Annotated in this window: 10 protein-coding genes; 9 read left to right on the top strand and 1 reads right to left on the bottom strand. The window is 69.5% G+C overall.

Features of this window, described 5'->3' with window-relative positions:
• The first annotated feature begins 574 nt into the window (after positions 1-574).
• The 3 genes from OG226_RS00005 to OG226_RS00015 all read left to right on the top strand — a co-directional run bounded on the left by OG226_RS00005 (position 575) and on the right by OG226_RS00015 (position 7027).
• Positions 575-3877, top strand: a complete 3303-nt coding sequence (locus OG226_RS00005) for a hypothetical protein (protein ID WP_329347154.1) — start codon at positions 575-577, stop codon at positions 3875-3877.
• Between the two features lie 67 nt (positions 3878-3944).
• A complete protein-coding gene (locus tag OG226_RS00010) occupies positions 3945-4199 on the top strand; it encodes a hypothetical protein (protein ID WP_329347155.1) in 255 nt (84 codons plus the stop codon).
• A gap of 125 nt (positions 4200-4324) precedes the next feature.
• Entirely contained in the window at positions 4325-7027 is a 2703-nt protein-coding gene (locus tag OG226_RS00015; RefSeq protein ID WP_329347156.1) for a hypothetical protein, read from the top strand.
• Positions 7028-7432: 405 nt separating this feature from the next.
• Here OG226_RS00015 and OG226_RS00020 read toward each other — a convergent pair whose 3' ends face one another.
• Positions 7433-8824 carry a sporulation protein gene (locus OG226_RS00020; RefSeq protein ID WP_329347157.1) on the bottom strand — a complete coding sequence of 464 codons (1392 nt, stop codon included), beginning with the start codon at positions 8822-8824 and terminating at the stop codon, positions 7433-7435.
• A 299-nt stretch (positions 8825-9123) separates the two neighbouring features.
• Between OG226_RS00020 and OG226_RS00025 the strand changes: the two genes are divergently transcribed.
• The 6 genes from OG226_RS00025 to OG226_RS00050 all read left to right on the top strand — a co-directional run bounded on the left by OG226_RS00025 (position 9124) and on the right by OG226_RS00050 (position 21545).
• On the top strand, positions 9124-10245 hold the full coding sequence (locus OG226_RS00025; protein WP_329347158.1) for an asparagine synthetase B family protein: 1122 nt from the start codon (positions 9124-9126) through the stop codon (positions 10243-10245).
• Between the two features lie 1900 nt (positions 10246-12145).
• Entirely contained in the window at positions 12146-12910 is a 765-nt protein-coding gene (locus OG226_RS00030; RefSeq protein ID WP_329347159.1) for a WD40 repeat domain-containing protein, read from the top strand.
• A gap of 49 nt (positions 12911-12959) precedes the next feature.
• Complete coding sequence (locus tag OG226_RS00035) at positions 12960-13928, top strand: AAA family ATPase (RefSeq protein WP_329347160.1); 969 nt, start codon at positions 12960-12962, stop codon at positions 13926-13928.
• The gene (locus tag OG226_RS00040) at positions 13925-15109 is read left to right on the top strand and encodes a DUF58 domain-containing protein (RefSeq protein ID WP_329347161.1); all 1185 of its coding nucleotides are present in this window, start codon (positions 13925-13927) and stop codon (positions 15107-15109) included. Before OG226_RS00035 ends, OG226_RS00040 begins: the two co-directional genes overlap by 4 nt.
• Entirely contained in the window at positions 15088-17307 is a 2220-nt protein-coding gene (locus tag OG226_RS00045; RefSeq protein WP_329347162.1) for a DUF3488 and transglutaminase-like domain-containing protein, read from the top strand. Before OG226_RS00040 ends, OG226_RS00045 begins: the two co-directional genes overlap by 22 nt.
• Entirely contained in the window at positions 17304-21545 is a 4242-nt protein-coding gene (locus tag OG226_RS00050; RefSeq protein ID WP_329347163.1) for an nSTAND1 domain-containing NTPase, read from the top strand. Before OG226_RS00045 ends, OG226_RS00050 begins: the two co-directional genes overlap by 4 nt.
• The last annotated feature ends 10 nt before the right edge of the window (positions 21546-21555 follow it).

Genomic DNA, 21555 nt, shown 5'->3' on the forward strand with positions numbered 1-21555 from the left:
GCGGCTCTTTAGTTGGCCTGGCGGCCAACTACGGGCCTGACGGCCCGTTAGGTGCCGTCGTCGTGCCTGACGGCACGACTGTGTGTCAGGTATCGGGTTGGCCCTGGCGGGCCAACTTGGTTGGTTTCTGAGGGAGTTGAGCGGGCCTGGCGGCCCGCTTGCAGCAAGAGGCTTGTGTCCCGCCTGCCGGCGGAACCGATGTCATAGCTGGGGGTTGCACAGTTATTTGAGTTGGCTCCGCTCCCCTTGGCGGGGAGCTCTGCTTGGCTTTCATGTCACTTCGGCTTGTGCCTCGTTAGGTTGTCTGTCCTGCCTTTGCAGTTGCCTGTCGGGGATCGGGTTGGCCCTGGCGGGCCAACTTGGTTGGTTTCTGAGGGAGTTGAGCGGGCCTGGCGGCCCGCTTGCAGCAAGAGGCTTGTGTCCCGCCTGCCGGCGGGACCGCACCGTGCTGACTCGCTGAGCGTGCGTCGGCAAGTGCCGTGGTATGCCGCCGTTTTGTCGGCCCGTGCGAGTCTTGGCGTTCGCCTCTGGAGGCTGGCCGTTGTCACGGCCATGGGGCCGTTACGGTGGCCGGGTGACTGCCACGAAGGACTCTGCGGGCGGCGATGCCGACCGCGCCGGTTTCACCGTGTCCGCTGAACTGTCGATGGCCTTGGCTGCTCAAGGGCCTCACGGTGAGCGGGCGTTGAACCTCCTGCGGGATGCTTCGGCGGTCTTGTCCGATCCTGGCCGGTGGAGCGCGCCGTACGAGGTGGCTCAGTCGTGCTGCCGAGGGGCGATCGACAGCATCCTCAATCTGGCCCCGAGGGACATCACAGGTATTGAGGCGGTGACGAAGGCCGTCACCGATGTTGCCAAGTCTGCCGTCGATGCCTGGCGTGCGGGCGGCCAGGTTCCCGAGGGGCTGCTGAACGAACTCGCAGCCGCGGTCGATGTGCTGCGTGCGGAGGAAGGCAATCCGGGCGGTCGGCGTATCCGTCAGATCGGGTACTTGGTGCAGGAGTTGACGCGGCAGGAGATGGGGCTGGCCGAGGTGGAGGCCGTCCGCAAGTCCTGGACCCGGTTCTATCGAGACACCTCTGGTGTCCTGCACGGTTCGGGCGCCACGCCCGAGGAGTCCCGCGAGCGGTTCGAGGGCGTGGTGGCGGCCTTCGAGCAGCTGTTTCTGGGGCTGCCGGAGCGTGCCGAACGGCTGCGCCAGCTGGCGCTGAGCGAGCAGCCGTCGCCGCAGGATGCCGCTGAGATCGCGTCGATGTCGGATCCTCGCGCCGGCGACTACTTCTTCCGCGCGGCAGTGAGCCCGCGCTGGCTTGGTCTGTTGCCGCTGGACCGGCTGCTCCCGGAGGCATCTCGGTGGCCAGCTCTTCCTTACCTGCGGGGGCAGTTGGAGGCCGATGCAGCGCAGGTGTGCGCGTGGGTGGAGCAGCATCTTGCCGTGATCGAGGCGCCTGGCCCGGGAGCGGTCGGCATGGCGGTGGGCCTGGTGGCCGAGGGCGGTATGACGGCGTGTGAGGTGATGCTGCAGATCGCCGACGCGCAGCAGGACCGTCATGTGCTGCTGCGCGTCGGTTACTGGGCCAGGGGTGTTGCGGTGTCGGACCGTACTGGGCCGTGGGTGCGGGTCGTCGAAGCCGTGCTGCGTAAGCCGCCTTTCGGCGTCCATGAGTCGTGGGAGGCGGCGCAGCTGGCGCGCAGCCTGGTCGAGACCGCTCACCCGGAGGGCCGACTGCGCGCTGCTGGGGATCGGTTGGGGGTGATTACCCGGTCCGCTCTTGCCTCTGTGCTCGCCGTGCATCTGGCGCAGGCTCAGGAGTGGGAGCTCAGTTTGGTCAACGACCTGCGGGAGATTGCTCTGGCCGATCCGCCGCGCAGCGTGCTGTTCACGCTGATGCGTGCCGTGCTCGATCTGGCCGGGGACGATACCCGGTTGGGCGTCCCGCTATCCGAACGGTTGCGGGTGCTGGACAACAAGCTGTCAGCCGGTGCTGCGGCCGACCGGCTGCGCGCGGTCGTTCTTTTGGAGAGTTACGGCGATGACCGGGCAGACCCGGCGTCGTCCGGCACCTGGTGGGAGCAGGCCCTCCCGCTGGCGGGTCGGCTTGCGGCTTCCGGATCCCCGCGGGCGGATGTCGCGGACTTCCTCGCGCTGATCGAGGAGGCCTGCCCCGACGAGCACCGGGCCGGGTTGCACGATGTGCTGGCCCGCAGTCTCGGACAGGCGCCGTCCGCGCAGGAGATCGCCGCCTGGAAGGACGCCTATGAGACGGCGTCCGAACCGCTGCCGCCTGCCTGGCACACCGTCTGGGAGCTGTCCCCGGTCCTGACCCAGGACGTGCTCGAGGCCTGGCAGCCGCTGTTGGAGACGCTCGCCGCGCTGACGGGGCAGCCTGTGCCCACGCGCCCGGAACCGGTCATGCGGGTCACCTCCTGGATTGAGAGCCATGGCGGTCTGTCAGCTGAGGCGTTCGCTGCCTGTGCCGTGGAAGAGGGGCCGGCGGCCGCGGCCGGCCGGCTGGTCGCCGCGCCCGTGGAGCGCACCGACGTGGACGCCAGTGGCGCTCGTGCCGGTCTGCTGAGCGCTCTGGTGGCCGAGGATCCGCAGCCGTGGGCCCGCGACCCGGACGGCGTGGCAAGGGCCGTGGCCGGTGACCCGACTGCGCTGGCCGCTTACTTCACCTCCCTGCACCGGGCCGCCCGTGAGGGAAAGCTCGCGGACGGCGAGCTTGCTCCGATCGTCCTAGCTGCCTTCGCTGCCCGCCCGGGTGCCGGGCACGATGGGCCGGGCACAGGGCAGTTGCAGCGGGTGATCTGCAATCTGCTGCACCGGGCGTGGGAGAGCGGTCTGCTGCTGGATGCAGCATCAGGCGAGGCAGATGGTGCCGTCGAGTGGCTGGAGAGCCTGGTCACCGGCTGGGCGCAGCCTCGTACCGATACCCCGCAGCCGCTGCTGACGGCCATCGACCAGCCGGGCGGGGCGGCGCTGCTGTCACTGATCGCCTGGGGCCTTAAGCAGGCTCAGCGCACTGGCCAGGCTCTGGTCGACCCGGTCCGCACTGTGCTGACCGGGCTGCTGGAGGAGGAGCCTGACGACCAGGCCCTGGCGGTCATAGGCTTCTGTCTTGGCCAGCTGGCACACGTCGATGCGGCATGGGCCGAGGAACACGCCGACCGGCTCTACGCGCTCGACGCCCCCTGGCGTGCCGCCGCCGCCTGGCTACGGCACGGACACCCATACGCGGGCGTTCTGGCACGGCTGAACCGTGTGGCGCTGTTGCAGGCAGCCGCCGGCCCGGAGGGCATCCCAGTCCTCGACAAGATCATTCTGGTGTTTCTCGACGGCTCCGAGGCCCTGGGCCCGCCCCCGGCACTGCTGGCAGAGCTCGCAGCGCAGGACGGCGGGCCCCCAGCGGTGTCCGAGATGCTGTCCCGCCTCGCCGGAGCCGTGATTGGCTGCGAGGAAGCAAGCCCGTGGCCCGAGCACGCCGCAGCACTGTGGCGCGGCGCGCTCGAAGCTCAGCTGGTACCCGCTGCTCTCACCGGCACAGGGCGGTTCGCCTACGCCGACCCCCTCGACGACGTCACCTGGCTGGAGCTGACCGCCCGTACCGTGGCCCGGCAGCCGGAGGTGGAGGCGCCCTACGCGGTCGCCGAACGTGCAGCGCGCCACCCCGACTCAGCTGACGCCCTGCGCATCGCCGCGGCACTGCTCAACGCCCCCGTGGACCCGTTCGAGCGGCAGGAGATCCAAGGACACGCCGCCCGGCTGTTCGCCCGCAGCAGCGCGGAGGGCACGGCCGAGCATGAACAGCTGCGGATCGCGCTGATCAATGCCGGTGCGATCGAGGCGGCCTACAAAGACTCCCCTACCGGCCCATGACCGCCCCGGCGCAGGGGAGTTGAGCCCGCCTGACGCTGTGTGCACCCGTCCGGGCTACGGTGTCGGGATGAAGTCGCACATTGTGCAGATCGTGCGGTGGAGCACCGCGCGGCCGCAGCGCGATGACACCGTGTGCAGCGCACACGGCACGAAGACGTGCACCCGGGACCTTGTCGCCGATGCCTTCCTCCGCGACGCGGGCAGCCCGCGCATCCACTGGACCGTGTGCCAGCACTGGCTCGATCATGAGCCCGACGTGGCCGCTTACGAAGCTGGCAGAGAAGACCACGGACCGGATCCTGACCGGACCAACCTGCGGTAAGACCGGGCTGAGCGGAGGGTCTGTCTGCGCTGGTGGCGGCGGCCCGCCACACTGTGCTCATGGGTGCCGACATCCCATCTGCCAGCCGTGTGCCCGTTCGGCATGCCCCACCGACCGAAAGCACCGTGAAGGAGCTGTACGCCACCGCGCTGGCCTGCGGGATCCCGGACTGCGGGGAGCCGCTGTACCGGGAGAACCCAACGACCGGCCAGCGCCTGCTCAACAGCCGGATCGCGCACATCCACGCCCGCAGTGAAGGAGGGCCGCGGTGGGATCCGGAGATGAGCAAGCAGGACAACCGCAGCTTCGGCAACCTCATCCTGCTGTGCGAGCGGCACGCTTCCGAGATCGACGCCACACCCGAGGACTATCCGGCAGATCTCCTGCGCGCCTGGAAGAAGACGCAGATCGAGACGCGCTCCCGCGCGGTGGGCCTGCTGCTGAGCGACGACGAGGCGGCCCAGGTCGCTGCCGTCTCCTTCAGCCTGGACGACCTCGTGGAGCACCTGAGCGCCGTGCTGCCGTTCACGCCGCGCCTTCGCTCTCGCCAGGACGCGCTCGACTTGGCCTCACGCAGCTGCCGGGCGCGCAGCCTCGTACGCCTGCGCAGCACCCCTGTCGACCGTGTGAGTGCCGTCCTGGCCTGGAAGGCAGAGCACGCCGGTCCGGTGGTGACAGTGCCCGAGGGCGCCCTCCGGGTCCTGGCCGCGCCCATGGGGGCGGGCAAGAGTGAGGAAACCGAACGCTGGTGGAGTCAGGGGCTGACCCAGGCGTGGGCCGATTCGGAGATCGACATTCCGCTGTGGCTGGAGGCCCGGGAGATCACCTCCACGCTGGCCCAGGCTGTCCAGGAAACCCTGGGAGGCGACCCGGTGCGCACGTGCCGGGTGGTTCTCGACAACCTCGACGCGGTCAGTCCTCGGCAGGCCGACCAACTTCTGTGTGATGCGCGGCAGTTGGTGCTGGTCTGGCCTCACGTGAGTGTGCTGGCGACCACCCGGCCGGGGGCGGGAAGCGTGGAGGACGGCGAACGTCTGCCCGTGCCGCCCTGGCCGGTGCGACGGGGTCTGGACCTTTTGCGCACCGTGCTCGGCGAGGAACCTCCCAGGATTCTGGAACGGCACGAGACGCGGCAGCTGCTGACCAGTCCCCTGCAGGTTCACGCCCTCGCCAGCCGCCTGCGCGTCGGCGGCGACCCGCACGTCACCGCGCGCGAGTTGCTCTCCGAGCTCGCCACCCACATCCTCCAGCGCGAGCACCCGCAGGCCTCACGGGACGTATGGGAAGCGCTGCCCCGCCTCGCCGCGCGGATCCTGGATCAGCAAGGCCCCGTCCAGGCCAGTTCGTTTGCCCAGCAGCATCTGGTCTGGGAGCTGGAGGAAACCGGCCTCGTCGTCCACGACGACGGTCTGCTGCGCTTCGCGCTCCCCCTGTTCGAGCAGCACTTCGCCGCCCAGGCACTGCGGGAAGGACAGACACCGCTCAGGTCCGCCGCCGCACCCACGTCCTTCCCCCACTGGCGATACGCCATCGCCTTCGCCGTGGCGACGGCGGAGGACGGGGACGCCGAGACACACCTGGACACCCTGGCACGAACCAACCCGGCAGCGGCCTCCTGGGTCCTGGACGAGATCGCGGCGGCCCCCAGAGGCAGAAGCCTCTCCCCGGCCGTGTCGGCACACGAAGCGTCCGACGGCGGCCAGGGCCGCGTGCCGAAGGTGGCGCGCCGGCTGCGGCACGCCACCTTGGGCTGGCTTGCCGGCCTTGAGAGCATCGGCCCTCTTCTCGCCCCGCACGAGCGGGGCAGGCTCGTTCCGTGGGCCGTCCAACTCGACCATGACTGGCTGACCGTCGCGCAGGCACGCCCCGGCGTCCTGGACGAAGACCTCGTTGTGTGGGCCGGTCTCGCGGACATGCCCGCGCCCCTGACGAAGTTTCACGACCTGCGGAGCTTCCCCGCCCCGCACGGACGCCTGGCCTGCTGGGACAAGGCACGTTCCCGGCTGCGCCCCGCCCTGGCCAGCCGGATGCAGCAACGCACCCTGCCCGTTGCGCCTACCTCGCCTCTGGCCACCGAACGCACATGGTTCCTCGCGCGGCAGATCATGGCCAAGGGCCGCCCCTCCCGGGTCGGCCGGCACATCTCTCTCAGCGACTTGCAGCCCGAGCTGGACATCCTGATGGATGAGGTCGCCAACACCGTCTGGGCATCGTGGCAATGGGGCGGCTCCAGTTACAAGATCAACTCTGATGATGTCCGCTGGCTCAGTGCACACGTGGAGCACGTGCAGGGGGACGCACTCGCCGACCCCCGCCCGCCGGGCGACCGGGCGCACGGCTCACACCGCTTTTTCTGGCAGGCCTACTCCCCCGAGCTCACCCGGTCCATCAACGCCGACGTGCTGCGCGACGCGCTCATCGGCTACCGCGACCTGGTCGAGCTCAACTTCCCCCGGTTCGGGGCCGCGCTCGGCCTGTACAGCATCTTCCCCGTCCGCGCCGAAGGCATCGTGACCATGCCCCCCGACGCGTCGCAGCCCCAGCCCGCCACAGTCATGTACGCCCTGCGCCCCGATGCGGCACCTACCCCACACGACCAGCCTGTCGTCGACCTCCATCTCACCGATGAGCCTCATGATTTCACCGACTCTCTCTGGGCGAGGCTGCGCGAGGACCGTTCCTCAGCCTTCCGCCTCCCCGGCATCGTCCATCAAGAGACGCTGCTTCCCTACCATGACCGCCAGGCCACGAACCTCGCATACCGCTGGCTCGCCCAGGACCTGCAGGCGGTCGGCTGGCTGGAGCGCGCAGTGACCTTTCCCCACTGACCGGAGCGCGCAAGCCAGCAATCTGTGCCCCCGAACAGCACCGCCTGGTGACGCCCCTTATTCAAGACTGAGTGACTTCTCGTCCCACGACCAGGGCTGCTCTTCGAGAAAGTCCGTTGATTTGTTCAGCGCTTCCTTATTCCGTATCCGGTGCGAGGCCGGTGGGAAAGAGATTGGCGGCGCCACCCGAGGCGCGCAAGAGGAGCCGGGAGAGTCTGAAGTACTCGGCAAATGGTCGGACCGACGGGTCCTCCCAACCGAGCCGAATCATCACGTAGGCCAGCAGCGCGCCTACGGGCGGGGCCTGCCCGCAGCCGCCGACTCAATGGCCTGCCGCGGGGCTCGCAGCACCGCGCAGGCGGCTGGCGGCAGATCGATCGAGTGCGTCACACCGGCTGGCCGCGTTCAGGCGGCGATGCCGAGTTCGGTGTGGGTGCGGTGGATGAACTCGCGGACGGCCGGCTCGCGCCGCCAGGGGGCGAGGGCGGTATTGAACTCGCGGACGTAGTCCTTGGCACGGGTGGACTGGACGCGGGCGAGGATGTCGACGGACCGGTTGCCGAGTTCGAGGCCGTGGTCGAGGTCGCGGGCCTGGAGGTGGGCGGTTGCGACGATGGCGAGCCGCATACCGACGGAGCGGGTGGAGGCCCCGGTCGGCATCGCGGCGGCCTGCTTGTTCCAGCCGAGGGCGGCCTTGGGGTTCTTCAGGTCCCGGAAGACCTCGGCGGCGTCCGCCGACAAGCGGGAGTGCGCATAGAAGTCGATCCATGCGGGCTCGTCGCCGCTGTCGTCCTTCGCCTGGCCCAGGAGGTCCTCGGAGGCTTCCAGGGCCAGGGAGGCGGCCCGGGGGTCGTTTTTGCGGGCGTGGGCGCGGGCCTCGATCAGCTTGGTGAACGCCAGCACCCTGGGAACGGCTTGGCCCTTGGCCCGGTTGAAGGCGCCCTGGGCCATGTCCACGGCCTCCGACGCGAAGCCCCGCATCAGGGTCTGCATGGCCATGGTGGTCAGCACATAGCAGCCCAGCTGTACATCACCGCCCGCGCGGGCGAGACGGAGGGCCTGAATGAAGTGCCGCTGGGCGGCATCGTGCTGGCCGACGTCGAAGGCCGTCCAGCCGGCGAGCCGGGACAACTCGGCTGTCACGGAGAAGAGTTCACGGCCGATCTCGTCGGAGAACGATCCTTGCAGCAGCGGTCCGGCCTTGTGGTCGAGGCAGTCGGTGACGGAGTTGGCCTTCCAGTTCCCGCCGCCGTATTTGGAGTCCCACCGCCTCGCGCCGTCGGCGGCCTCGCGCAGTTCGTCGAGGTCGGCCCGGCCGACCTGCTGGCCGCTGCTGTGGTCGGCGGTCTCGTCCGCAGGGGTGACGAGCCATCGGGTGACGGGGGTGCTGAAGGCGGAGGCGGCGAAGCCGGATCCGGCCAGGAAGTCGCGGCGGTTCACGGAGCTCCAGAACATGGTGGCGACGCGGACGGCGTCGGCGGGGTCTCGCGGGAAATCCAACCCCACCGACGCGTCGATTGTCTCCGCCTCGCCCATACCGATCTCACCCAGGTTGACCGGCCGGCCGAGCCTCTCGCCGATGGCCTGCGACAACAGCTTCGGGACCGGCCATTTCGGCGTCATCCCACGCCTGCACCAGTTCGCCACCGAGGTATGTGAGTAGTCCGTCTCTATCCCGGCGGCATGGGCAAGCTGGTTGACGCGCAGAGCCAGGGATTTGTGGCTCGCGCCGCTGGCTTCGATGAGCCGGGCCAGGTCCGCATTCGGCGGACGGGTCCGGCGGGTGGTCGATGCCACGACCTCTCCCTTGCCGGTCTCCGGGATCACGGCCGACTCGAACAGACAGCTGAGCACGTAAGTCTGTACTCGCCCGGGGCGAAGAGCCGTACGCGTTCTGCGTGTTGGGTCACCGAGGGTATTGCCTTCCGGGCCCGTGTGAACCGCATCTGCAAGTTGTGAGCCCCCCTGCGAGCCCTCCCCGCACATCTGCCGGGCGGCTGTGATGAGAGCCCAGGCCGCCACCGGAACCGGCACGGATCTCCTTCCGGCGGCGGTCGCCGTTAAGGCGCCACCACTGACTCGGGGGTGAACCAGATATGTGCGGAATCGCAGGCCTGGCCGGAGCCGACGCCGTCTGGCACGAGAGCACAGTCGACGCGATGGGCGCCTCGCAGGCCCACCGCGGACCGGACGGCACCCTGCACACCGCCAGCTCGGACGGGCGGGCGGTGCTGGCCATGAACACGCTGCTGATCGTCGACCCGCAGGCGATGCCCGGCCCTTACTTGGAGCGCGAGTCGGGGGTGCTGCTGGCCTTCAACGGCGAGATCTACAACTACCGGCAGCAGGCCGCCGCTTGGGGCATCCCGCTGGCCGCCGGGGAGAGCGACGCGCACTTCGTGGTGCGGGCCTGGGCGAAGATCGGGCCGTCCTGCCTGGACGGGCTGGACGGCATGTTCGCCCTCGCCGTCTATGACCCACGCGTCGGCAAGCTGTTCCTCGCCCGGGACCGGCTCGGGGAGAAGCCCCCCTACTGGCGCCTGGACGGCGGCCGCCTCGCGTTCGCCTCCGAGATCACCACCCTCACCGGCTACGGCACCGCCCCGCTCGTCCTGCGGCCCGAAATGATCGCGATCGAGACACCGGTCGGCGTCGACACCCCGTTCCAGGGCATCCAACTGCTGGCCCCGGCCACTCTGCTGGCCTTCGACATCGCGAGCGGCTCCCTGGACCAGCACACCTACTGGAACCTTCAGGACCAGCAGCCCTTCACCGGCACCTACAGCGAGGCCCTGGCGAAGTTCTCCGTCGTCCTGGCCGAGCAGGTCCCGCTGCGAGCCCCGGCCTGCGACTTCGCGCTCTTACTCTCGGGCGGCCTCGATTCGTCGGTGCTCGCCTATCTGCTGCGGCCGCCGGTCTGCGTCACCGTCCGCTACCCGGGACAAGACCGGCTCGACGAGTCGCAGATCGCGGCCCGGATCGCATCCGACATCGGGGCCGAGATGGTAGTGGTCGAGCCGGACCACGTCGACTTCACGGGCCGCCCAGCGCCCTCCGGAAGACGTACGACTGGAGCGAACCCGGGCAAGCAAGGCCCGAGGGCTTTTCGAATCCCCTGCCGGCCCCTCGCGTGCACCGGTCACGGCCGTTCAGGGCCCGAAGTCCTCCCGCGATTCAACCGCATCATGCCCCCCTGTGGTCTTGGAGGGGGAGAGTAGGCCATCCGCTGTAGGACCGCGGGCGTGAGTTCGGTCCTTCCGCCCGCTCAACTGCCATCGCCGGATTCTTACCTTTTCCGTTCGACTGACACTGCCCCGCAGACCATCAGGGGAGCCCAAGAGGGCGCCACTCTGATTAACCGGTCGCCACTCAGCCATGAATGAGCAATATCGACACTTTTCTGTCATCTGTCGGTGGTCAGCCGGTCACGGCTATACCTTGCCGACGCAGGCCCGGCCCATGGGTGCGTGGACGGTCTGTGTCCTGCCGCGGGGGCATGTCTCCGTCGCGGTCTGACGGTGCAAGAGGGGTGGGGTCGTGACGAGACACACGATGCTTCTGGGACGGTCACGGCGCAACGCCGTCGTCGCGGGATGCCTGGGTCTGGTGTGTGTCGCGGGACCCGTGGTCCTCCACCAGGTATCCGGCGACTCGGGGCCTCAGTTTGAGGCGGGACAGGCGTGGTTGCTGTCACGCCCAGCGGGACTGCTCACCAAAGTGGACGGAGCGACAGGCCGGCCTCAGGCACAGTTACCTTTACCTGACCGCACGACCGTGGGCCCCGTCGCGGTCGTGCAGCAGGGCAGTAACGTCGTACTGCGTTCCGGGGGCACAGTGTGGAGCGTGGACGACGCCCAGGAACGCTTCCGGGCAAACTCCCGACCCGTGGGCGCCGAGTTGCTCGTCGTGTCGGGTTCCACGGTCTACGGCGTTGAACGGCACGGGAGTTCCCGGACGGCGCCCACTGGCGTCGATGTCGTCTCCTCTCCTGTCATTGATGACACTGTCGATAGGGGAGCGAAGGTGCATCTCGACGGCCCCGTGGTGGCGTCCACCGCCGGAGAGAAGGGTTCTCTGTGGGTCGCTCAGGCCTCGTCCGCGACCCTTTTACACATCGACGGCGGCCGCATCATCCAGCGTGTACATCTGAAGAGCGTCGAAGGCCCCCTCCAACTGACAACCGCGGCGCACACCGCCGTGGTCGCGCTCGACGCCCAGTCCCTGCGGTTGACCGTCCTGGATACGACGGGAACCCGGCGGACTGTGTCACTCGCAGACCGCGTCGAGACCGCCTCCGATGTTGGACTCGGCGTACCCTCAGCCTCGTCGCTAGTGCCCCTCGTCCTCCGCCAGGCCCAGGTGCTCGCCGTTGTGGACACCGGGACAGGCAAAACGGCTACGTTCCACCTTCCGGTAGCCCGCTCCGCCCGACTCGGACGGCCTGTCGCCGCCGGGGCGCGCGTCTACGTTCCCGACGATAGCTCCGGCACCGTGCTCGTGGTGGACACGCGCACCGGCCGGACTGTGCGGACCGTCAAGCTGGCGCATCCTGGCGGGCACGCGCGGATCAGTGTATTCGTGCAGAACGGACTCGTGTGGGGCAACGACGAGGCCGGACCACAAGCCATGGTGGAATGCCAGGGCACGATCCGTGTGCTGACGAAGTATCCGCGCACACCCGCCACGGCACCCACGTACTCCGGCGGACCGGCCGTGCACACCAACTCGTCGCGGAGCCCCAGCCCCACGGTCACACCAAGCCCTGCTCCCTCCATCTCCTCACCCACCGCCAGCGCGCGTCCGTCGCCCTCCCTCTCCCCCACCGGAAGCCCCGCTCCCTCTGCCGGAAACAGTGCGTCAGGTCCGGCCCCGACGCCCTCTCCCGGCGGCTCGGGTCCCACGCTGCTCAAAACACTGGCCATCGCCCCGCAGAATGACTACCGCCTCACCAGCTTGGCGTGGGATCCGGCTTCGGCCCGCCTGATGACCGCACACGGCCCAAGCTCGGGTCAGTTGTGGGATGTCTCCGACCCACGACACCCCCGGCGCATGTACCCCGTGTCCGACAGCGACGCAGGCGACACCCGCGGAACCGTTTACGCCGCACGTGGAAGCCTGTTGTTCGTCGCAGGCCGTCGTTCCGACAACCACTATCAGGATTTCAGCATCTACGCGGCTGGGGACTTTGGCCCTCCCCGGCTGCTGTCCGCCACCACGATCGAGGGCAGCCAGGACCGCGGCATCGGCTCTATCGCCGCCGTCCGACCCGACGGGAAGGCCCTCGCGGCGGAGACCGGCGGTGCCGGGGGCGGCGTCGTCACTCTGTGGGACACATCCAACCCGGTCGCCCCCGAGCGTGCCGCCTGGGTGGAGGGCATCACCGGGCATCTGGTCAAGATCCTGGATATCGGCTTCAGCCCTGACAACCGGACTATGGCCGTCCTCAGCTACCACACCACGACGGATGCGAGCTACTTGCACCTCGTCGACGTCACCGACGTCCAGGCTCCGGCCGTCACCTCGACGGTCCGTGTGGGCAGCGGGATCTCCCCTGTGGTGTTCAACCCGGACGGCCGGTACCTGCTGGCTCCGGGCGAAGGTCCGTCAGCGGCGATACGGACGGTGGGAGGTGGAGTTGTCGGAGAGCTGCCCGCTTCCGTCAAGGTCATTGCTGCCGCGTTCAGCCCGTCCGGCGCGGTGCTGGCCACGGGTGAGGGCAACGGCACTGTGAAGCTGTGGGACACCGCCGCTGGACGTGCACCAACCCTCATCCGCACGCTCACCCGTCGGCCGAACGCCATCCACCAGCTCGCCTTCGACCCGCGCACCGGGCTTCTGGGCGTGGCCGACGCCATGACCGTACAGCTGTGGAAGCTCGGGTGACCCGGCGGATCACCGCGCCACGAGGGCGCACCAGCACTCAGGGGGACGCATGACACTGCCGTACGGCCGAGGTTCCGACGACTGCGGACGTTTCGCCGCGGACTTCGGCATGCTGGCCGATCACATCGGCCGGGTGATCCTCGGCAAGCGCAAGGAGATCGAACTCGCCCTCACCGCCCTGTTCGCCGAGGGCCATCTCCTAATCGACGACTATCCAGGACTCGGTAAGACTTCTTTGGCCCAGGCGATGGCCCGCGCAGTCGAGGGCACCTTCCACCGGATCCAGTTCACCCCGGACATCCTTCCCTCGGACATCACCGGCACCCAGATCCTCGACGAGAGCAGAACCGGGTTCACGTTCCGCCGAGGGCCCGTCTTCGCAAACGTAGTGCTGTGCGACGAAGTCAACCGGGCCTCACCGAAGGCCCAGTCGGCTCTGCTCGAGGTCATGGAGGAGCGGCAGGTCACAGTGGCGGGTATCGCCATGGACGTGCCGCGCCCGTTCATGGTCGTGGCCACGCAGAACCCGGTCGACTTCGCCGGCACGTATCCACTGCCCGAGTCTCAGCTGGACCGATTCCTGATCTGTATGCGCATCGGCTACCCGGACGCCGAGGCCGAGCGGGATGTTCTCAGGCAGGAGAGTTCGGGGCGCTCGGCGCCCACGCTGGAGCGCATCCTGCTCGCTGCCCGGCTTGAGGAAATGATCGAGACAGCCCGGCAGGTGCTGGTGAAGGACGAGCTCTACGACTTCGTGGTGCACATGCTCGGCCGCACCCGCGCCGACGACGCGGTGCGCCTGGGAGCCAGCCCAAGAGCCGGCATCGCGCTGATTCGCGCGGCACGGGTTCGTGCGGCAAGCCTCGCGCGGCATTACGTGATTCCGGCGGACATCGAGGCACTCGCCGTCCCCGTGCTGGCGCACCGTCTCGTCCTCGACCATGCTTCGGAGTTCAGCGGGGTGACGGCGGAGCGGGTCGTGCAGCGCGCAGTCGGGGCGGTCAGGCCGAGCCGATGAGCCTCACCCGAACCGGTGCCGGCGTCCTCGCCACCGCCGTGCTCAGCGGGATCGCCGCCGTGCTCCTGGCCGCGCCAGCACTCGGTGTCGTCGCCGGTGTGGCGGCCCTGGCGTCGCTGGCTGCGGCTGTGCTGGTGGCGACGGCGCCCCAGGCTGCCGTGTCCCTGTGCCTGGACGTGACTGTGGTTCGGCGCGGCGACCACCTCACCGCTCTCGTCGAGACCACGGCGCTGGGTCCGTTCCTGGAGGCGGAGTGGGAGTTGGGAGCCGCTCTGGGGCCCGGCATCGAGGTGATGGGACCGCCCGAGCGGCATGACGGGGGCCGGTGGAGTCTGCCGTTGCGCGCAATGCAACACGGCGTGTTCTCTGTCGTACCGCCGCCACTGGTGCGCACCGACCCGTTCGGGCTGTGCCGGAGTCGGGTGGCGGTGACTTCTGCGGGTCGCCTCCTGGTCCGGCCGGCCGAGGTGCCTCTGGCTAGGACGGCTCTGGCCAGCTTTGCACATGCCGTCTCATCGGGGCGGGGGCCCTCGGGCGACGGCGACGAGTTCGACACCGTGCGCCGGTACGAGCCGGGAGACGACATCCGGCGGATCCACTGGCCCAACAGCGCCCGTACCGGTGAAGTCCTGGTCTGTCTCCATAGCGATTCCCCGGTAAGGGAATTGGTCGTGCTTCAGGACACGGCCGTGTCCTCATTCGAGGACGCGGAGTATTTCGAGCGTGCCGTCGACTTCGCCGCCTCGCTCGTCCGCAGCGCCGGAGAACGGGGCATCGGGGTGCACCTGGTGGCCACACAGGGAGAGCGTGTCTGGTCGCTTCCGGCAGGTGACCGCTCCGCACCGTACGACATCAGTCAGGCGTTCGCTCCGATCGCGTTGGAGGATCCGCCGCCTCACCGCGCGCCTGGGCACGTGAGCCCACTCGACCGCGCCGCCCGCGAGACGCTGGGCCGGGGAACTACCGCAGTTCTGGTCACCGGTGCGCCCTCGACGGACCTGCTGGACGCTCTGACGGCGGTGGTACCGCCCATGAGATTGCGCGTGGTCTGTCTTGGGCCTCAGCGGACACGCACGGAGGTCACCGGCTGGGCACGGGGACGCGGGGTTGTTCTCGTGGACGGCGGGGACGCCCGCGCCGTGGCGGCACAGTGGACAGCGTGGGCCGGAGCTCCCCGGTGAAGGCCGCGTTCGTGCAGTTGGTCTGGCTCACCACTGCCACTGCGGCGGCGGGATTCGTCTTCGGTAACGCCTTCGACTACAGAGATCTGGTGGCACCCGTCCTCGTGGCAGTCACCGTATCGGCCACCGCGGTGGCCGCGCTGCGACGCGTCAGGCCGGCCTGGGGGCCGGAGGCCGATGTGCCTGTCCTCGCCGCAATCGGGCTCGTCGTGGGCACGGCTCTGCTGTTCCACCGGACTGTGCTGACCCAGGGACCGTGGGAGGCGCTGCGCACAGCAACGTCGGCCGCCGGGCATGTGTGGTCCCGGCTGGGAGTCACGCTGCCCGCTTCCGGCAGTCCGGAGGCACTGACCGCGCCCTTCGCTTTGACGTGGGCGGCATCCACCACGGCGGCGGAACTGCGGTTGCGGGCCGCTGTCGGGCCGGCGGCACTCCTGCCGGCGACGGGCGCAATGGCCGTGGCAGTCCTGTTGTGCGCGCCCCAAACCGCAGCGGGTGTCCTGCCTGCGTGCCTGTTCACGGTCGCGGCCGCGTGCGATCTCACGGTGCGCGGGCGGGAAACCGTCCGTCTCGGGTCACGGCACCGCGGCGTCTTCGTCCTGTTGGCCCTCGCCTGTGTGGCGGCGGCGGTCGCCTCGGGCACGGGCTGGCTCGGTGGACGGCTGCCGTACGATTTCGACCGCAGCACCGCCATCGCGCGAACCAGTGGTCTCGATCCTTTGGCGCAGGCCTCTTTGTGGGCTTCACAGCCTGGCCGGACGCTGTTCCACACCACCGGTGACGTCCCCTCGGAATGGGTCGTGTCCCGTCTCGACGTCTACGACGGTGTCCGGTGGTGGCCCTCGGCCCGCTATCTGCCGGCCGCGTCCTTGGCCTATCTGTCCTCTGGCCGGCCTGCGGCGGGGGACGTCGCCATGACGCGGGTCCGCGTGGAGTCGCTGACCGGGCCGTATCTGCCTGTCCCTGCGGATGCGGTCTCCGTGGCCGGGCTGCCCGTTCGAGCCAGTCGTCGCGACGGGACAGTCCTGGTACAGCACGCTCTGACTCGGGGTACCGCTTACCGGGCAGGTGCACTGCGGCATCCTTCCGTGGGCGTGAGCCGCGGGGCACAGGTCCCAGATCACGCGGACGTCTTGCCGGAGAGTCTCCCGGACGCCCTCTTCCCATGGCTCACTGCGGCGACGGCCGGCCTGCCCTCCTCGGCTACCCCGTTCCAGAAGGCTTCGGCGCTCGCCCGTCATCTGCGCACCCATTACGCGTACCGGCCTGCGGAGGGCGGTGGTCAGTCGCTCGGCTCCGTCCAGCGATTCCTGACGACCAAGCAGGGCCCGGCTGCGGCGTTCGCAACCTCGTTCGCCCTGGCCGCACGGGAGTTGGGCATGCCGTGTCGGCTGGTCGTCGGTTTCTCCTCCGGCCACCGGCTCAACAACGGATGGCGAGCCGTCGGCGGCGGCGACGTACAGGTGTGGGCCGAGATCCCCTCACCAGACGGCGGCTGGGCGGCTTTCCATTTCCTCCCACGAGCCACCACGGGTCCCGAAGCCGGGCTGGCACCATCCGCCGAGCGTTCCATCCGTCCCACGCCGACGCCCACTGCGACAGCCGCCATCCAGCCGAGCCGCTCTCCCACCGCGCAGTCCGCCGCCCCAGCGCCTACCGCGACCGGCTCCACGCGTGGCATAGGGGCACCGCGCTTTCCCTACCAGGTCTTTCTTGTCCTTCCCCTCCTGGCCCTGCTCGCCGCCGTCTGGGCGCGCCTGGTCGCGCCACGGCTGCGCCGCCGCAAGGCACGCCTGCATCCCACGGCGGCCGGACGGATCACGGGCGCCTGGGAGACAGCCGCGGACCGGCTGGTACGGCACCGGCTGCTGGGCCGGCGCTCGCCCCGCAGCCCCGACCAACTCATCGCGGGCCTGCCCTCCCAGGCTCGGGACGTGCTGGCCCCGCAGCTCCAGGCCCTCGGCTCCCTGGCCACCCAGGCACGCTACGGAGATCCCGACGAGGAACAAGCGGTGCTGCACCCTGCCTGGCCCCGGCTCGCAGATGCCGACGCCCACCGCGCATGGCAGCTGGAGGCCGAGATCGCCCACCGTTGCCGGACCGTAGCGAGGCGCTCTCGCGCAGACCGCCTGCGCCGATGGCGGCGGCCCGCTCTCGTGCGTGAGACGCCGTCCGGGCCACGAGGAGGACCCTCATGACCAGCTCGAAGGGTGTGCTCGGATCGGGGCGCGCGCAGGCGCTGCTCATCGGCTCCGGAACATACGATCCCGACGGCACCTACGGCCCGGGAGTCAGAGGCTGGCCTCCGGTGAAGTCCGCTCGCCGCGCCGTGGAACGCCTACGTGACATCCTCGTCGAACGCTGCGGCCTGCCTGCGGACAGTGTCAGCGAGCTCTATGACCCCAAGGACTCCCGGCAGGTGCTCGACTACGTCGATGCCGCTGCATCACGCGCCGACGGAGGCCTTCTGCTGCTGTACTTCATCGGCCATGGGGCCCCCGACTTCGATCGCCAAGGCCAAGGCCTACGGCTGATGACGCGTCACTCGGCGCCGCCGACCGCACCAGGCGCCTACTCGTCCAACTCTCAGGTCAGCTTTCACGGCATCCTGGACATCGTCCGCAACGGCAAGGAATCCCGCCCTCAGCCGGCTGCCGTGGTGGCCATCCTCGACTGCTGCATGGCCGACCGGGGGGCAGCGGACATGACGAACCTGAAGTCCTACTTCTTTCTCGCCGCCGCGACCCGGGACCGACAAGCCATGGCCCCGCCCGGCGCCGACTTCCCCCTGTTCACCGGCCGCCTCATCGAACTCCTGGAGAAGGGCGCACCCGAGTTCGGGCCGGACATCAGACTCGCAGATCTGGCAGAGCTACTGTGCCAAACCATGCCGGAAGGGGCACCCATACCCAAAGCCTCCGGGTCTGCCGGGCGTCTCGTGCTGGCTCCCAATCCGCACCCCGAGGCGTTCGACCGAGCCAGACCCCAGAGCACCCGCATGCTGTCCACCGGCCGATGCCCCTATCCGGGGTTGGCGGCCTTCACCGAACAGGAACGGCAGTGGTTTCGCGGCCGCGAGTACGACACTGACGTCCTCGCCGTCAGTCTCACCTCGGTGCAGTCACCCCCTCTTCCCGTCGTTCTCTCCGGAGCCAGCGGGGCGGGCAAGACCTCGTTCGTCCAAGCCTCGCTGCGGCCGCGGCTCGCCACCGTAGCCCCCGAAGGCCCCGCAGGCCGCCGCCGCACCACCCTGCTGCGCCCCGGATCACCACGGCTTGTCCACGACCTGGCACGGCATCTTGCCTCGCTCGTGCCCGGCGCGGACCCCCTCGTGTTCGAGTCACGCCTGCGCGAGAGCGAGGACGGCGCACAGGCCGTGGCCCGCGAGATACAGACCGCGCACGCCACGGCCGATGGCGTACCCGCCGAATTCGTCCTAATCGTCGACCAGTTCGAGAAGATCTACGGTCCCGACATCGAAGCCCCCGAGCGGACGGCCTTCGTTTCGGCCGTCTGTGCCCTGGCCGCGGCCGAGGCCCCCGCCCCCTGGCATCTGCTCAACGACGACCGGGCGGAGAACACCGTCCGAGTCCGTGTGCTGCTCGTCGTGCCGTCGGAATCCTCGGGCCGTCTCGAGGAGTCCGACGACCGCCTGCGTCGTGCCCTCACCACGACGCAGCACATCCTGGCCCCGCTCAGCGAGGACGAGGTGCGCCGAGCAATCATCGAACCCGCGCTGCTGGAAGGCATCGTGCCCGACGAGGACTTCGTGGCCGGCGTGTGTGCCGAGTTCGCCTCCGCGACCGCTCCGCAGTACGGCGACGCCCGCACCAACCTGCCTCCCGCACGGCTCCTGCCGTACCTGGCCCAGGCATTGCGGGCCACCTGGGAACACTCACCGCGCGATCGCCTCACGCTACGGGCCTATCAGGACAGCGGCAGACTTCAGGGCGCCATCAAGGAAACCGCCGAGCAGTGCTTCCTGCAGCTCGACGCCACCGACCGTGACATCGCCCAAGTCCTGCTGCTCCATCTCGTCGCCCACAACGACCAGGAGGTGTCCAGCGAGCTGAAGACCATCCCCCGGGAAACCCTCCTGCTGGAAGTCTCCGACAGCGGCGATCCGCACAGCCGCCTCAGAGCGGAGAAGGTACTCGACCGACTGCGCGAGCGCCGTCTGATCGTCGAGACCGTCGGCGGCATCACCCTCGTGCACCGAGCCCTGGTACACGCCTGGCCCCGCATGGGGCGCTGGATCCGCGACGACCGTACCTGGCTGACGATCCGCGAGCGTATCCAGACCGAGGCCCTCCGCTGGGAAAGAGACGGCCGCGTTGACCGCTCCACCCTCCTGAGCCCCTTCCTCGCCGATGACTTCGCCGCAGCGGCCCGCCGAGGAGGCACAAGCGGGCTCACCCAGCGGGATTGGGACTACCTCAACGTCACAATGGCCTCGCGCGACCAGGAGATACAACAACGACGTCAGGGCAGACAGCGGCAACGGATCACCGCCACGATCGCCGTCCTGGGCTGCATGGCAGCTACTGCGGGAATCTGGTTCGGCATCGGCGAGCACCACTCCTCCGCTTCGGCGCGCCACGAGCGGACAGCCTCCCAGCTGGCAGCGGCCGCGCAAGTGACCGCGGCGCGCCAGCCCGATCTGGCGGCCCGACTCGCTGTTGCTGCCTACCGTGCCGCCCGCACCCCCACCGCCTGGACCGCATTGCTGGAGAACGCGGCACGAGTACGCCCCACTCCGCTCTCGAACGCAGTGACCAGCCACCTGAGCGGCACCCGGCTCACCGTAGGAGCGGGAACAGCCGCCACAGTGACGGCTAGGGGCATCGCCCTCGACGCCACGGCCGACGGGCACCGTGTGGCCGTCCTGCCCGCGAGCATCGGTGTCAGCGAGATCACTTTCGGTCACCGCGGAACGATCTTGGCCGGGGTCGACGCCCATGGATCCGTCAGGATCTGGGACACCGACCGGCCCCGGCATCCGCCCCAGGTTTTCTCCACCGGCGTGCCGAGCGGAGAAGCCGGGGCAGTGACCACCAGCCTGACCTTCAGCGCCGACGACACGTTCCTCGCCGTCACTGCCGGTGAGGAAGAAGACGCAGGGGCCACAACCCCCTTCGCCACCGAAATCTGGCGGATCCCTCACGATGCCCGGCCGACACGGAAGAGGATGTTGCCGGACGACTACGCCGTGTTCACTGGATCGGGCACCACTCTCGCGGAGGCGGACCGGGCCGGCAACTGGCACCTTTCCGACGCCGCCCGTCCCCAGGCTCCCGTCGCGCTACCGCTGGCGCGCAGACCGGCGCGCGCCACCTGCTTCAGCCCTGACGGCAGCGCAGCCGCGCAGGTGGGAGGAGCGCCCCGGCTGTGGCGACTGGCCGACGGTGGCGCCCGTCCCGTCGGCGGCTTCACAGCACAGGGTGGTTCCTGCTCCTTCTCCCCGGACGGAAGAATGCTCGCGATCTTCTCGGCCACTACGGAGATCTGGCGTCTGCGTACGGCCCTGCCACCCGTGCGGGTCACCGTCCTTGACCGTCCCCACGACGAGCTCACTGCGGACGTGGGGCAGTTCGGTCCGGACGGTTCGCTGCTGGCCGTCCCGGGCAACCCGCCGCGGCTGTGGAATGTCTCCGGCCTGTTCCAACCGGGCCTGCTGACCGCGATCCGGCCTGCCACTGCCGCCGGTCCCACCGCGGTCGACTCCTCGGGAACGGTTGTCGCCGTCGCCATGGCGGGCGGGACGGTGGCCGTGTGGCGCCTCGACGGCCATGGCGGCCTCCACCGCCTGCCCGAGGCTCCCGCTCCGGGCAAGGAACGAGCCGTGTCACGACTGGACTTCGCCCCCGGCACGACAAGGCTCAGCATCACCTACCGGGACGGCCAACGCCGCACCTGGGATCTCGGTGGGCCAGCGGCCGAAGAGGTGCCCAATCCTCCCACCCCCGTCCTCTCCGGTCCGGCCGAGGCCTCGGCGGTCCATCGCCGCATACAGGCAGAGGCAGACGGCTCCGCCGTGCGACTCGCCGAAGGAGACGAGGTCGGGCAGGACGATCGCGCCGTGATTCCCGCCGCCAACGGTGGGGAGGTGACCGCTCTGGCGTTCAACGGCGACGGCACCCTGCTGGCTGTCGGAGACGACCAGGGCGACATCGCACTCGTGAAAGTAGGCGACCACGCGACCGTCACCGCGGTGGCCAGCCTGCCGGCGCGCTCCGCCGCCATCACCTCCGTGGCGTTCGGAGCGAAAGACCGGCTCCTCGTCGGCTCGGCGGACGGCACGGTCCTGCTGTCCACGGTGGGCCCGTCCGCTCTCATCGGCCAGATCTGCGCCACCCCGTTCACCGCCCAAGACGCCGCCCATTGGCCCGTGGACCTCGCCAGCAAGGCAAAGACCGCCTGCCCCGACGCCCCCTGAACATGACCGA

It is taken from the genome of Streptomyces sp. NBC_01261 (assembly GCF_036226385.1).
In the GTDB taxonomy this organism is placed as follows: Bacteria; Actinomycetota; Actinomycetes; order Streptomycetales; family Streptomycetaceae; genus Streptomyces.